The organism is Gemmatimonadales bacterium (assembly GCA_036500345.1).
GTDB lineage: Bacteria > Gemmatimonadota > Gemmatimonadetes > Gemmatimonadales > GWC2-71-9 > Palsa-1233.
In genome coordinates, this window is the sequence record DASYCE010000007.1 from 90,693 (window position 1) to 105,559 (window position 14,867).

General features: G+C 66.4%; 9 protein-coding genes. All 9 read right to left on the reverse strand.

The features are described from left to right. Positions 1 to 165: 165 nt before the first annotated feature. The 9 genes from VGM20_02990 to VGM20_03030 all read right to left on the reverse strand — a co-directional run bounded on the left by VGM20_02990 (position 166) and on the right by VGM20_03030 (position 14,862). Positions 166 to 2,619, reverse strand: coding sequence for an ABC transporter permease (locus VGM20_02990; GenBank protein ID HEY4099825.1), 2,454 nt, complete (start codon positions 2,617 to 2,619; stop codon positions 166 to 168). Positions 2,620 to 2,762: 143 nt separating this feature from the next. Further along, complete coding sequence (locus VGM20_02995) at positions 2,763 to 3,677, reverse strand: hypothetical protein (protein ID HEY4099826.1); 915 nt, start codon at positions 3,675 to 3,677, stop codon at positions 2,763 to 2,765. A 117-nt stretch (positions 3,678 to 3,794) separates the two neighbouring features. Then, positions 3,795 to 5,813 carry a TonB-dependent receptor gene (locus VGM20_03000; protein ID HEY4099827.1) on the reverse strand — a complete coding sequence of 673 codons (2,019 nt, stop codon included), beginning with the start codon at positions 5,811 to 5,813 and terminating at the stop codon, positions 3,795 to 3,797. Positions 5,814 to 5,870: 57 nt separating this feature from the next. Further along, entirely contained in the window at positions 5,871 to 6,200 is a 330-nt protein-coding gene (locus VGM20_03005; protein HEY4099828.1) for a hypothetical protein, read from the reverse strand. Positions 6,201 to 6,330: 130 nt separating this feature from the next. Further along, complete coding sequence (locus VGM20_03010; protein HEY4099829.1) at positions 6,331 to 8,205, reverse strand: FtsX-like permease family protein; 1,875 nt, start codon at positions 8,203 to 8,205, stop codon at positions 6,331 to 6,333. Between the two features lie 15 nt (positions 8,206 to 8,220). Next, a complete protein-coding gene (locus tag VGM20_03015; GenBank protein HEY4099830.1) occupies positions 8,221 to 9,039 on the reverse strand; it encodes an ABC transporter permease in 819 nt (272 codons plus the stop codon). A gap of 153 nt (positions 9,040 to 9,192) precedes the next feature. Further along, positions 9,193 to 9,765 carry a DinB family protein gene (locus tag VGM20_03020; protein ID HEY4099831.1) on the reverse strand — a complete coding sequence of 191 codons (573 nt, stop codon included), beginning with the start codon at positions 9,763 to 9,765 and terminating at the stop codon, positions 9,193 to 9,195. 89 nt (positions 9,766 to 9,854) lie between these two features. Continuing rightward, complete coding sequence (locus tag VGM20_03025) at positions 9,855 to 12,416, reverse strand: vitamin B12-dependent ribonucleotide reductase (GenBank protein HEY4099832.1); 2,562 nt, start codon at positions 12,414 to 12,416, stop codon at positions 9,855 to 9,857. Between the two features lie 139 nt (positions 12,417 to 12,555). Then, positions 12,556 to 14,862, reverse strand: coding sequence for a hypothetical protein (locus VGM20_03030; GenBank protein HEY4099833.1), 2,307 nt, complete (start codon positions 14,860 to 14,862; stop codon positions 12,556 to 12,558). Positions 14,863 to 14,867 lie beyond the last annotated feature (5 nt).

A 14,867-nucleotide genomic window follows, 5' to 3' on the forward strand; every position in this document is an offset into this window, starting at 1 on the left:
AGTGGCAAGCACGGCGAATTCCCACGAGGTGACCAAGGCAAGCCGGATGCCGCGCCGCTCCTGCCGCAACTCATTATCGATTCACGACTTGGCGCTCGTCCGTGCAAGTCGATGTCACCGCTCATGTGCGAAGGTGAAACTGGCCGTCCCGAATCCGGACACTCTTCATTCATCGCGGAGCGCCACCAGCGGGTCGATCCTCGTCGCGCGCCAGGCCGGGATCACCGAGGCAGCAAGGGCGACCGCGAGAAGGAGGAGCGTGACCACTGCAAAGGTGCCGGGGTCGTTCGCCCCCACGCCGTAGAGTTGCGAGGTGATGAGACGCGTGAGTCCCAGCGCCCCTGCGAGGCCGATCACCGTGCCGACTGCCGCCAGCACGACTCCCTGATACAGCACCAGTCCGATGACGTTTTCGCGGCTGGCACCGAGCGCCACCCGGAGCCCGAACTCGCGGGTCCGCTGTGCCACGGCGAATGACATCACGCCGTAGATGCCGAGCGATGCCAGGAGAAGCGCGAGGCCGGCGAAGACCGCGAGGAGAACCATCGACAACCGCCGCTGCCCCATCGATGCGGACACGAGGTCGTCGAGCGTGGTGACGCGGGCCATCGGGAGGTCGCGATCGAGATCGGCGAGTGCGGTGCGCAGCGCACCGGTCGCGGCGAGCGGATCGCCGGTGGTGCGCACGACCACGTCCATCCGCGCAATGCCGCCGCTGTTCGCGGCAGGCTGCAGCACACTGAGATAGACCTGGATGCGCGGATCGGCGTCGAGTCCCTCGTGTGCGGCATGCCCCACGACACCGATGATGCTGATGTATTGCGTCGTCGAATCGGGGGTGCTGTTGCCGAAGTAGAACCGCCTTCCGATCGGATCGGTCCCGGGAGGATAGAACCGCTTGACGAATTGATCATCGACGACCGCAACCGCGATGGCGTGACCGTCGTCGTGCGCTGTGAAGACGCGGCCGGCGTGGCGCGGGATCTTCATCGCAGCAAAGAAGTCGGGCGACACCGTCCGGATGTCTCCCCACGGACCATTGGCGCCCTTCGGCGGCGTGTACCCCTCGACGTTGAACGAGCCAGTCGACCAGTTCCCGCCAAACGGCACGACCGTGGTCTCTCCCGCCGCCACCACACCGGGAACCTGTTCCAGCCGCGTCGCCAGCGCGGACCAGAACGCGGTTCGCACCGTGTCGTTGCCGTATCTCGCAGGCGGAAGCCCGATGCCGAAGGTGAGGAGATGATCGGGGACGAATCCCGGCGACACATCTGCGAGTCGCTGGAAGCTCCGGATCAGCAGCCCGCCGCCGGCGAGGAGCATCAGGGCAAGCGCAATCTGGGCGATCACCAGCGCGCGACGGAGTCGCTGGCCCGCACGGTCGGCGGTCCCGCCTCGGCCACCGTCCTTGAGCGATGGTTGCAGGTCGGCGCGCCATGCCTGGAGCGCCGGCACCAGACCGAAGAGCACGCCGGTGAGAATGGCGATCGCCAGCGTGAACAGCACCACATGGGAATCGATTGCGAGATCACCCGCGCGGGGGAGCTTGCTCGGATTGGACGCGACCAGCGCCTTGACGCTGCCGTAGGCGATCGCAAGGCCGAGCACGCCGCCGGACAGCGACAGCAGCAGGCTTTCGGCGAGCAATTGCCGCACGAGGTCCCATCGCGTCGCGCCGAGGGCAGCGCGCACCGCAATCTCGCGCTGCCGGCTCGCGGCGCGTGCCAGCATCAGGTTGGCGACGTTGCCGCACGCGATGAGCAGGACGAAGCCGACCGCGCCCAGGAGAATCAGCAACGCGGGACGGATGGCGCCGGTCTGCACATCGTTCATGGTGCGGACTTCAAGGGTCCAGTCCGGCGAGAAGTTCGAAGGATTGTCCTTCTTCAACTGCGTCGCGAAGGCCGCCATCTCGCGACTCGCCGCATCGAGTGTCACGCCAGGCTTCAACCGCGCAACGAGATTCAGGTACTCGCTCGTGTAGTTGCCGGGAACGAATTGGGCCGGATCAATCGCGGCCGGCGTCCAGACTTCGACTCGCGGATTGAAGGGGTCGACAAATCCCCTCGGCATCACGCCGATCACCTGATAGGCGACGCCGTTGAGCTGCACCGGTTTCCCGACGACATCGCTTCGCCCGCCGAAATCGCGAAGCCAGAGTCCGTTGCTGAGCACAATGACGTGCTCGTGCCCCGCCTGGTCGTCATCGACGGTGATCGTTCGTCCCATCGCGGGAGATATTCCGAGGGTCGGAAAGAAGAGGCCGGTGGTGCGCCCCCCGATCAGCCGCTGCGGGTCGCCGACGCCGGTGAGATTGACGCTCCACCCCGCCTCGACGCCAACGCCGCTGAACGACCGGGTCCGATCCCGGTAGTCCCGGAACCCCGGTGCCGAGACCGGTGCCTCGAGCTTGAGGGTGGGATACTTGTGATAGATCGTCACGAGCCGTGCCGGATCGCGATATGGCATCGGGACGAGGAGGACGGTGTTGACCACGCTGAAGATTGCCGAGTTGGCGCCGATGCCGAGGGCCAGCGTCAGGACGACGATCAGCGTGAACGCCGGGGCGTGCCGCAGCCGGCGCGCGGCGTACCTGAAGTCGCTCAGCAACGATTCCATGGGCCCGCCATCGGGATGGGACAGGGGCGCGGCGAGTGGCGTGACTCCGCCGGACGCTACGGCCAACCTTGGTAGGACACCTGAGACGCCGTGACGGTTGCAGCGTGGAGCGTCAGCGCTCCGGAATCACCCCCGAGACCGTTTCACGGAGTGAACGGCTGGTCGGTCATCATCGCGCGCCAGGCCTTGGCCACCCGCTCGGTCGGAAGCCAGGCGGTGGGCGTCTGCGGGGCCGGACCGCTCGCCGGACGGTAGGAGTCGTCGGAGGGATCGCCGAGAAAACCGGACCCGGGCGCGATCGGGAGAAGGGTGTCGGTCGATTCGGGGAGACGGAGCCTGAGCACATCGTCAAAGAAGACCACCGCGAGATCGCGCGATCGTCCCACGATGTGCCCGGCTCCCGGCTCATTGGCAAGCGCCCAGAGCGCAGCACCGCGACGATTGACCGCGAAGAGTCCGGTGACCGTCTCGATCCGGAAGGCGAGGTCCTTCCCGCCGACGAAGAGGATCGCCGGAACGTTGCGTGTCGCGCGCGGCGTGAGCGCCGTGTAGTAGATGTTCCCCTTGTTCACGATGAACGCGGCGACCCGCTCCGGATGCCACACGGCGAATTCGTAATTGAACTCGCCGCCCGCCGACATCCCCCAGAGGAGCAGTGGCGCACTCGACACCTCGGCGTGGCGCGACATCGACGCGAACAGATCGAGCGCGTGCAGGAACGCGTCGCCACTCCCCCTCGACACATTCACGTACTCTTCGATGAACCCCTGATCGTGCGGCTTGTCGGTGAGCTGCACACCGATGAGCGCCGCATGATGCTCCTGCGCGAAGCGCTGCCAGGTCGTGTCTGCAACGTCGCCCCGGCCGTCGCCGTTCGACCCGGGGACCAGCACCACGATGGAGCGGATCTTCTCGGCGCCGCCGGGATACCAGAAGCGGAACGCCGCCTTGTTGTAATTGGCGCCCGGGGCAAACGAGGTGTCGAAAGTCATCCCTTGCGCGGCGAGGGAGTTCGGGACGGCGAGAACGAGAGCAATTAGCAGCGCGCGACGCGACATTGTCAGCTCCAGCACGATCGGAGGGGAGGTAGAAGTCGAAATCTACCGACGCTCAACCAACCGCTGCCACCGCCGCCGGTCGGCGCGGATTCCCGTCCGCGCCGACCGCCGCGCCGACTACATGATGTAGCTGACGCCGCCGTAGATCGATCGCGGCTGCCCCGGCGATACAAATCCGCCGGCGCGCAGCTCGGGGTACTCCTTGTTGAGGATATTCCGCACCCCGAGACGCAACGTTGTTCTGCTGCCGACGATCAGCCGGCCCGAGAGATGGAAAAGCGCGTAGGCCGGCAGCTCGACGCCGGTCTCATCGAATGGAGTGTACGGACCCACCACGTTGGTCGAGGCGCGGACTGACCAGAGCGCCGTCACCGCTCCGAATTCAATCGCAACGTCGCCGACGTACTTGGCGGTATTCGCCACGGTCGTGTTGCTGAGCGCTTCACCATCCGGCGTCACCTGATCCAGGTATTTCGCGTTGGTAATGGTCCAGTCGCCGGTCATCCGCGCGTACTGGCCGAGCGGCGCGGCCAGCGTGAGTTCGACACCCTGCCGCCGGCTCCGGCCCCCGTTGGTGCTGGTGAGGAGGATCGGATCAAAGCTCTGTTCGTTGCTCACATCCGTGCGGAAGAGCGCCGCGCCGCCGGTCACATGTCCGGCGTTGATGTGCATGCCGGTTTCATACGCCCACTCGGTGATGAACGGCAGCGTCGGATCCCCGATGACCCCGTCGGTGCTGCGGAATCCGCGCGAAGCATTGGCGTACACGTCGCCAACCTTGGGCAGGTGCAGCAACGCACCGAGCTTGGGCGAGAAGACGCCGTGCGATGCGGAGGCGGCGGTATCTCCGGCGGGCGTGGACTTCGTGCCCACATCGTCGTAGCGGCCGCCGACGGTGAAGCGGACGTGCCGGCTCAGGTCGAGACTCGACTGCAGGAAGAGCGCACCGGAGAGCTGTCGTGCGTCGATCAGTGCGTCGGACGAATCGCGCGCGCGCTGCGTGGTGAACCAGCGCTGATAGTCGGCGTAGTCGGCGCGACCTTCACCGCCGAGCGTGACCTGGATCCGCTCCTTGACCCAGGTGAGCGCGCTGGTGGCGCCCCAGCCGTGGCGGAAATCGACCTCCTGCGTCTGGCTTCCCGATCCCTCCCCTTCTCCCGGCTCGGGCGGGACGGTAAGGAAGAAGTTCCAGTTCCCCTGGGTCGCATACGTCGTGGTGCGCCACGCGAGATTGGGATTGAGCACCATGCGAAGCGACGCCCGCTCGAGCGCGTGACGCTTGAATCCACCGTCGGTCGGATCGGAGACATGATCAACGTCGCCGGCGGCGAATTGATCGGCACTCAGGAATCCCGGCGAATCCCAGCCAGCGCCGTAGAGCTGGGTTCCCACGTCGAGCGTCGCCGACGACGAGACCTGCTGCACGAGCCGTCCATAGAATTGGCCGAGATGCTGCTCGCTGTTGGGACGCCATCCGCCGTCGCGCATCCCACGGATTCCGAGCACGAGTCCGGTGTTCGGCTTGTCGATCCCGGTGAAGAAGGTTCCATCTGCGCGGCCGTTGGCACCGCCGTCGATCGCGAACTCCTCACCGCTCATCCGCTCGCGCGTCAGGACATTGACCACGCCCGCCATGGCAAAATTGCCGTAGACGGCACTGGTCGGTCCCTTGAGCACTTCCATGCTCTGCACCGCCTGCGGCATCAGCAGGCTCCAGTCGTTGTATCCCTCGGCGTGTCCGTTCACCGGTTCGTTGACCGGGACGCCGTCGATCCAGAGCGCGATATCGGTCGAGTGATCCGAGGAGAAGCCGCGAATCGATGCGTCGGACGCGAAGCCTGGCCCCTGCCCCTGCTCATGTACCTCGATCCCCGCGGTCTGCCGCAGCAGATCCCACGGCGAGGTCGCTGGTGTCGCCGCGATCACCGCCGGGGTGATGCGCGTGATGCTGATCGGCGCCTGGGGCGGCGCCGCGGCCGATGTTACGGTGATCGCCTGGAATTTCACCGGTGTGCGTGTCAGGGTATCCGTCGCGGTTGTCGTATCGTGACGGACCGTGTCGGGGTGGACTGGAACCTGTGCGATGAGTGCCGTGGGGATCACGCACAACACCAACGCCAATGAACGAATGGACACCTTGCCTCCGTGAGCAGTGATGACGGGAAATGACGCCCCGGCATCGCCGGAGCCGGCTCAGGCGGAGAACGACGGAGGTGCGATCGAGAACGGAAGGAGGTAGCGCGGGCGGCCGGGAGTTACGCCGAGGTCGGACCCGGTTTCGGCTGCGTGGCGTGTGGCGTGAAGGGCGACGATCGAGTGCAAGGCTGCCGGAAGCGCCACCGCAACACATCCCGACGGACAGAATTCGCAGCAGTTGGCCTGGTGCTGGTGCGACGGCGCGTGCGGCATCGACGCCGGCATGCCGTGTCCCATCGCCATCGTGCTGCATGCCGCCGCGCCGCCCGCCATGACCCGCGCGTGCGCCAGTTCGGTCACGGGACTCGCGGCGACGATCACAGCCATGAGTACGGCTGCGATTCGGCGAAGGGGCGCTGGAATCCGGATCATCGAAGGCGAATAGTGAACGCGTCACCCGGGCGAATCAAGATCGGCCGATGATTGCGTCGTCTCGGCTTGCCCAGTGGCGCGTCCGCTACTCGGCCCGCAACGCACGGATCGGATCGACTCGCATCGCCCGGCGTGCAGGAATCACGCTGGCGAGCACCGAAACCATCAGCAGCACCGCCGCGACTGCCACGAGAATGGCCGGGTCGCGCGGCGACTCGTCGAAGAGCAGCGGCTGAATCCAGTGGCTCCCTGCGATCGCGACGCCGAGGCCCAGCGCCACGCCGGCCAGCGCGAGCCTGACCCCTCCGGTCACGACATGGCCGACGATGTCATGCCCCTGTGCCCCAAGAGCCACGCGCACGCCGATCTCATGGAGCCGCTGGCTGACATTGAACGCGAGCACGCTGTAGAGGCCGATGGCCGCCAGCAGCAGCGCAAGTCCGCCGAAGACGACAAACATCGACGCGCCAAGGCTCCACGACTGCGTCTGCTCGCTGATGAAATCGCGAACCGGCGTGACCGTGACGTACGCCGTTCCCGGCATGTATCGCTGCAATGCCTGCCGCAGCGTTTCCTTCATCCGGTCGGCATCACCCCGGACCTGGACGAAGAGTCCGCCCTGATTGGGGTGGAACTGCTCTGACGAGAGGTAATAGAACAGCGACGGATCATCGCCGAGCTGTTGCTCCTTGATGTTCTCGGCGACGCCGACAACGTAGGTGCACGGAGCCGTGTTGACATTGACGTGCACGCACTGGCCAATCGGATTGCCGTGCGGCCAGAGTTTCGCGGCCATCGCCTGGCTCACCACCATCGCTCCCGGGGCGCCGGCGGCGTCCTGCCGGGAGATCCCGCGCCCCTGCAGGATCCGGGTCCCCATCGTGCTGAAATACGTTGGCGACACGGCGTCGAGATCGAACTGACCGAGCTTGTCGACCGAATCGATCCCGGCCACGGAGAGTCCCAGGCTCCACATGCTCTCGAACGGCATCGTGAGCTGGCGCGATGCCGTCACCACCCCGGGCACTCCGGTCGCAACCGCGTAGAGCTGGTCGATCATCGCCTTGCTGTGCGCGCTGTCGAGTGGCGTGCCACGCAGGTTCGTGGCGACCAGCAGGACGTGCTCCGGCTCATAGCCGAGGGGGACCGCCTTGACGTGTCGCAATGAACGGACGAAGAGTCCCGCGCCGACCAGCAGCACAACGGAGAGCGTGGCCTGCACGACCAGCAGTGCGCCACGGATTCCCGATCGCTGGTAACTCCCTTCGCGCGCGCCGGACTTGAGGTCGCGGTTGAGATCCATGTGCCGGGACTGCAGCAACGGCGCAAGTCCCGTGAGAAGTCCCGCGACCAGTGCCGCGAGACCGGCATAGAGCAGCGTGCGCGGATCGGTGACCACCGCGGCGGTCGCGGTCTTCGACAGGAATTGGGAGCGGAGGAACGCGCCGCCCCACTGCGCGATGGCGATGCCGCTCACGCCACCGAGCATCGCAAGGAGGGTGCTCTCGGTGAGCAACTGCGCGGCCAGCCGGCTGCGGCTCACGCCAAGGGCCAGCCGCACGGCGATCTCGCGGCGGCGCTGCAATGCCCGGGCGAGCATCAGGTTGGCGACATTCGCGCACGCGATGAGCCAGACGATCAGCGCGACGCCGCCAAGCCAGGTGGCCACCTTGGCGAGGTCGGACTCCTGCGGCCCTCGCTCGGTCAGGATCGATGCCGCCCATGCGCGCGGCTTGTCGTTCGCAGGGTTCGCATTGGGGTGATCAGCGGTCATCTGCTTCTGATAGCTGTGCACGAATGCCTGCGACAGGTCGGCGTCGGCCTGCGCCACCGCGACGCCGGGCTTTCGCTCAACGATCATCTGCGCCCAGGTCCAGTGATAGGTCGTCCACCACGATTCGCCGAGGTTGCCTCGGCGCTGCGTTTCGCCGCCCCGCACCGCAGCGGGGATGAACGCCACCGGCGGCGTGTTGCTCTACAATCCCGTGAAACCGCGCGGCGCCACGCCGATCACGGTGTAGGTGGTCGCGCCGATCTGCAGCTGCTGGCCGATCACGTTGTGCGCCGCGCCGAACTGCGATTCCCAGAACCCGTACCCGAGCACGACGACCGGGCTCCCCTGCGGCGGCGCGTTCTCGGCGTCAGTGAAGTACCGGCCGACCACCGGCTGCGCGTCAAAGAACCCGAAGAATCCCGGTGTCACCACGCCGATCTGCATCTCGCGCGCCTCGGCAGCCGAGCCGACCGCGAGCGGCACTTCCGTGAAGAGCGCGGTGTGCGAGAACGAGTGCGTCTGCTGCGTGATGTCGAGGAAGCGCGCGTACGGGATGTACGTCCCGATGTTCTCTTCGCCGCGGAGCGTGGTTGACACCACGACGCGGTGCGCCAGCGCGGGATGCCGCATCATCGGCGGGGCGCGGAACAGCAGTCGGTCGACGATCGAGAACATCGCGGCGTTGGCGCCGATGCCAAGCGCGAGGGTGAGAACCACGGCGAAGGTGAACCCCGGACGATTCTTCAATCCGCGAATGGCATAGCGGATGTCCTGGAGCCGCTGATCGATCCAGCGGATCCCGCGGGCATCGCGGTGCTCATCACGATACCGTTCGACACCCCCAAAGGCGAGGAGCGCCAGCCGCCGCGCTTCTTCGGGGCTCACTCCCCGGCTTCGCACCAGTTCATCGGCTTCCAGCTCGACATGCAGCCGGATCTCGTCGCTCAGCTCGCGGTCGACGTCGGCGCCGCGAAAGAGCGCCCGCAGGCGGCGGAGGATGCGATGAGCAGGACGCAGCATGGTGACTCCTTCAGGCCGGGCGCGGTTCGAGCGAGTGTCCTACATACTATGACACTCGACAATAGAAGATCGTTGCGTATTGTCGAACGTCAAGGTATCGGGACCCGTGCCGGGGAGGGCCTGCACAGCGCCGCCCGGCGCTGTGAAGCGTCGCTACACCGGCGCCGGACCGAAGAGCGGGCTGGCAATCAGATCGCGGTGGCCGGGCTGATGGCCGGCCTGACGCAGGAATGCCGCGATCTGGGCCCAGTGGCGGATCTCGTGGGTGACCGACTGCAGGACGAACTTGCGGGGGGTCATGATTCGAGTGGCCGAACCAAGGGTCATCTCGCGCGGCGCGGTCCAATCGGCATCGGGAAAGGTGGCGAGCAGCTGCCGGAGCGCAGCCCGGCTTCGATCGCCGAAGGCGAACAGTGTCGCCGGATCGTCGGCCGGAATGGTTGACGTATCGGTAAGCTCTTGCCGCAGCGACCGCTGCACGTACCGCAATTCGGCCGAAAAGATGTGCCGGATCAATTCGCCGACGGTATGGATCCGCCCGGTGTTGTGCGCGCCGAGGCCAGTCGCCAGCGTGGGGGCACCGTTCGCCTGAAACCAGCCGTGCCATTGGGCACGTTCCCAGTCGGTGTAGGCCAGCAGATCGTCGATGTCGAAGGGAAACGGCATGTCGTCGCTCGATGGTGGGTCGGATGCATCAATGGTATCGCAGAGGTGGGCGAACCGCATCGGCGGGGTCCTCAAACGACGAAAGGGACCCCTCCGCGAGTCGGGATCCCTTTCGTGCCGAACGAACCTGCGACTGAATGCTCCTTCGATCAACCACACTCCGAGAAGCCGCAGACGTGGCACTTGGCGCACCCCTCTGCGTATTCGAGCTGCGATCCACAATCAGGGCACGCGCCGGCGAGGGTCTCGTGCGTGCCGCCGAGGATCATCTGCTCGCCGCCGTCACTGATGATCGCAGCGGGCGGGGTGGGGACATCACTCGACGAAATCGCATCGACCGGCTGCACCCCGCGCGTGCTGAGGAGTTCCTGCTGCACTCCCTGCTTGTCGGCGGCGTACTTCTCGAGCGCGATGCCGACCGCATCCGGTACCGACATCACCTTGCTCGGCCCGAGCCCGATGGCGCGGTCGGACGAGATTCCCCGCAGCTGACGATGAATCGCGGCGAGCGGAATGCCGGAGCGCAGCGCGAGTGAAATCAGCCGGCCGATCGCCTCCACATCGGCCATCAGCGCGCCGCCGGCCTTGCCGAGCGACATGAAGACTTCGAACGGCTGACCCTTGTCGTCCTCGGTGATCGTGACGTAGAGATCACCGAGCGGCGTGGAGACGCGGCGAGTCGACCCGCGAAGGAGTTCGGGGCGCGACCGCTTCTGCCGGCGCTGGAGATTCTCGCTCTCGAGTTCGTGGACCAGCTGCTTGAGCTGCACCACTTCCGCTTCGAGCTCCACGGCGTGGGCTGCCTGGTCGGCTGCCGCGGCGCGGGCGCTGAACTCCGGCGAGCTCGCCGGGAACTCTCCGGTCGCCATGACGAGGTCGCCGCGCGCTTCGGACTTGCCGCTGGTCGTCGCCTGCTCGTGCACCTTCTTCGCCGTCGAACCGGTCGACAGCACCTGCATGTCGCGCGACCCGTCCCGGTATACCGTGACGCCCTTGCAGCCGAGCTCGTAGGCGAGACGGTAGATCTGCTCGACGTACTCCTCGGTGGCGTCGTTGGCGAAGTTGCATGTCTTGGAGATGGCCGAGTCGTTGTATGCCTGGAACGCCGCCTGCATCCGTATGTGCCACTCGGGCGCGATCTGGTTGGCGGTCACGAAGACCCGCTGCCACCGCGCCGGGATTTCGTCGAAGTTGATGTGCCCCTGCTCGGCGATGCGGCGCACCAGTTCGGCGCTGTACCATCCTTCGCGCTTCGCGATCGCCACGAAGTCGTCGTTCACGTCGGGCATCAGGACCCCGGCCTGATTGCGCATGAACGCGACGGCGAAGAGCGGCTCGATCCCCGACGAGCAGGTTGCGATGATCGAGATCGTGCCGGTCGGCGCCACGGTGGTCACGTTGCAGTTCCGCAGCTTCCGCATCGGCCGGATGCGGTTGCCCTGGGCGTCGCGAGCGCAGGTGGCGTCAGGTCCCCAGATGCTCTGCTCCCATTCGGGGAAGACGCCGCGCAGCGTGGCAAGGCGCTCCGATTCGTGCTTCGCCTCGTCGTCGACGAAGCGCTGAATTTCGCGGCCGAGGGTGACGGCGTCCTCGGAATCGTACGGCACTCCGATGCGGACGAAGAGATCGGCAAGCCCCATCACGCCAAGTCCGATGCGCCGGATCCGCTGCGCCAGCGACGTGATCTCGGGCAACGGGTAGTGGTTGGCGTCGATCACGTTCTCGAGGAAGTGCGTGGTGAGTTGCACCACCCGGCGGAGCCGTTCCCAGTCGATGTCGCTCTGTTCGGTGACGAACGCGCCGAGGTTGATCGATCCGAGGTTGCAGACGTCATATGGCAGCAGCGGTTGCTCGCCGCACGGATTGGTCGCTTCGTACGAGCCGAGATGGGGAACCGGGTTGTAGTGATTGGCGCGGTCAATGAAGAAGACGCCTGGTTCGCCGGTCTTCCACGCGCCGTGAATGATCTTCTCCCAGATCATCGAGGCGCCGAGCTTGCCGGTGACCTGCGCGGTGCGCGGATCGACCAGGTCGTACTCCTCGTCGTTGGCGAGCGCCTCCATGAAGGCGTCGGTGATCGCGACCGAGATGTTGAAGTTGGTGATCTTGGTCGTGTCGCTCTTGCACTCGATGAAGTCGAGGATGTCGGGGTGATCGACGCGGAGAATGCCCATGTTGGCGCCGCGCCGCGTCCCGCCCTGCTTGACGACGTCGGTCGAGGAATCGTAGAGCGACATGAACGACACCGGTCCCGACGCAACGCCCATGGTCGAGCGGACGATGTCATTGCGGGCCCGGAGGCGCGAGAAGGAAAAGCCGGTGCCGCCGCCGGACTGATGGACCAGCGCCATCGACCGCAGCGTGTCGTAGATCCCGCTCTCGCCATTGGAGAGGGTGTCGTCGACCGGGAGGACGAAGCACGCAGAGAGCTGGCCGAGCGGCCGGCCGGCGTTCATCAGCGTCGGCGAATTCGGCATGAAGAGGCGCTGCGCCATGAGGTCGTAGAACGCGCTGGCCAGTTCGGTGACCGCACCTTGCGAAGCGCCGTACTTGGCGTCGGGCGCGGCGACGGTGGTCGCGACGCGCCAGAAGAGATCCTCGGGACGTTCGGCAGGGAGCCCCGCGTCGTCCTTGATGAGATAGCGCTTTTCGAGGACGGTGATCGCATTCGGCGACAGGTCGACTGCGCCTCGCGAGGCAGCGGTGCTCATGATGCGTGACCCTTCAATTGCTCAATGTTGAACGATGGACCGCGTAGGGAGTTCCAAGGTAGGGAATGGGCTGGTACCCGGCAATGCGGTGGAAAGGCCAGCAGCCATCGGCTCCGCGAGAAACCACATCACAAATCTACTATTTCGGCGAGTTTTCCACAACGACCCCGCGCCGACGCTCCACCCGCGTCCCATTCCCTTCCACCGTCAGCTCCAGCTGATACCGACCCGCTGGCACCCCCTGCAGGGCGATCGCCCGGCGGATATCCGCGGTGCTCCCGGGAAACTGGAGCTCCTCCCGCAGGACCACCGATTCAGTCCCTGATCCGAATAGCCGGGAGAGAAAAGACCGCTGGCGCAGCAGGCCGAGACGAACAGTGTACGGCGTCCGAGGCCTGAGTCCGTACAGTTGAAAGAAGACCGACATCGTCTCGCCCCGCGGGTAGACATTGTCGGGCGACAGCCATGCCGTGTCTCCCGGCGCGTCGATCCACGGGAGGACGCGACCGGGAATGCCCAGGAGCACCGATGAGACCCCGAGTGAGGTGTCGCGCACAGCGGGAACGTCGAGCGAGTCGAGCGGAAAGACCACGCCGACCTGCCGGCTCGCTTCGATATTGAGCCGCATACGATACGCTCCGGGCGGGACCGGGAGCTCAGCGCGCGAGGCAACGAGCGACGAAGGTGCCGGTGCCGGCGGCGTGTGCAGTACCTCGACCGTGTCGAGTGACGCGACCGGCCGGCCGGAGCGATCGACGAAGACCGCGCGCAATGTCACCGGGATCGCATCGGACGACCTCACGCCGGCGACGCGACGCAGCATGGCGGCGTCGATGGCGTAGACGATGTGGACCAACGCCATCGAGTCGCGCCTTCCCGCAGCGAGCCACTCGGCGCGCCCGCCGAGGGTCACCGGATATCGGCGCGGCCACGACGTCGTGGTCGTTGCCAGCGAGATGTTCCTCTTTCCGGCCACGCGATCCCGCTCCGCGAGAATGCCGCGCGTCACCGGTCCGGAGTTGAGCAGTTCCGCGAGCCCGGGCAGGTCGCGCTCGTGCTCGGCGAGCGCATCGACTCCGACATTCAACTGCATCACGCCTTCGATCAATCGATAGTCGTCGGGTTGCTCGTCGGCGGCGAAGTGGAGCACCAGATCGCCGTCGGGCTGCCGGTATCTCCACGTCTCGTTGCCAAAGCTCGGCTCGTCGCCAACGGTGGGGTCGATGATCAGCGAAGCGACCCGCACGGCGGGACGAAAGATCGACGGCGGCGGCGGAGCGAACTGCCGCGGTTGCGACACCGGCCAGACGATCCGCGTCGTGGGGACGCCGTGGCGGATCCAGACAATGCCGCGATCATCGAGCTCCGGGTCGTGACTCTGGTAGACCTCGATCCCCCAGCGATAGACGCGGTGGAACGGCGGCAGCCGGAAGTGCCGCTCCGCGTAATCCCGGCGGCGAAAATGTTCGGCGAGACGGGCATCCGCCGTGCGCAGATCGGAGGCGGCGCGCGCGGTCCAGAACGTCCGCAGCCACGTCGCGCGATCGGCACCGTGCAAGCCATCGAACTGCCGCAGTGCGGTATCGCTTGCGATCGGCTGCAGGTCTCGGCGGTATCCGGCAACAACTTCCGGGTCGTCACTTGCCGCGGCGGCGTAGTACGCCAGGGCGAACGGCGGGGCCTGACCGGGCTCGGTGGGGAGTGTGTCTGCGGTGAGCGGCAGCGTCCGCGCCAGTTCGAGATCCGCCATCGCGGGGTCGGGCGACACCATCCGCGCCCGCTGAAACGCCAGTCGCGCCGAATCGGGGTTCCCGACCATCCGTTCGAGGCGGCCGCGATCGAGCAGCAGGGTCGGATCCCATCCGAGCGGCGATCGCTGCAGGAGGCGCAACGCGCTGAGCGCGGCGTCGACCGGCGCATCGAGCCGCGCTTCGAGCGCCGTCTCCACGAACGCCTGCACCCCATCGACGAAGGAGGGATCGGCGCGAATCGTGTGTGCGAAGGCTTGGGCCGCGCGCGAATCGCGATCGACCTTGAACATCGTCCAGAGACCGCCGGCGAAGCCGGAGGCGCGGTTCGGCGCTCGGGCGAGGGCGAGTCCCAGCCCGAACCACGGGTACGGCCATCCCGGTTGCAACTCGGTCGCCCACTGGAATTCGCTCTCGGCGTCGTCGACGCGATGCTGGTTGCCGCTCAGGTCGTCGATGCGCAGCGCGAGGAAACCGAGGCGGAGATGCAGGAGCGCATCGTCGCGATCAGCGCGGGCGACGACAATCATCCGCGCTTCGCGATCGTGCAGGGTGGTGGTGTCGTAGGTCAGCTGGAGCGAATCGCGGAACACCTGCAGCGCTGCCCGTTGCGGCGGAGTCTGCGCCGGCGCTACTGCCGCGTTGCCGGCGAGCGCCAGCGACACACCGAATGCTGCCAATCCACGCCCGGTGATCATCGCTG

What these genes read in the sequence shown, in the direction of transcription:
- VGM20_02990 (HEY4099825.1), bottom strand. Translation starts at nt 2,619, where the DNA reads ATGGAATCGTTGCTGAGCGACTTCAGGTACGCCGCGCGCCGGCTGCGG.
- VGM20_02995 (HEY4099826.1), bottom strand. Translation starts at nt 3,677, where the DNA reads ATGTCGCGTCGCGCGCTGCTAATTGCTCTCGTTCTCGCCGTCCCGAAC.
- VGM20_03005 (HEY4099828.1), bottom strand. Translation starts at nt 6,200, where the DNA reads ATGGCTGTGATCGTCGCCGCGAGTCCCGTGACCGAACTGGCGCACGCG.
- VGM20_03015 (HEY4099830.1), bottom strand. Translation starts at nt 9,039, where the DNA reads ATGCTGCGTCCTGCTCATCGCATCCTCCGCCGCCTGCGGGCGCTCTTT.
- VGM20_03020 (HEY4099831.1), bottom strand. Translation starts at nt 9,765, where the DNA reads ATGCGGTTCGCCCACCTCTGCGATACCATTGATGCATCCGACCCACCA.
- VGM20_03025 (HEY4099832.1), bottom strand. Translation starts at nt 12,416, where the DNA reads ATGAGCACCGCTGCCTCGCGAGGCGCAGTCGACCTGTCGCCGAATGCG.
- VGM20_03030 (HEY4099833.1), bottom strand. Translation starts at nt 14,862, where the DNA reads ATGATCACCGGGCGTGGATTGGCAGCATTCGGTGTGTCGCTGGCGCTC.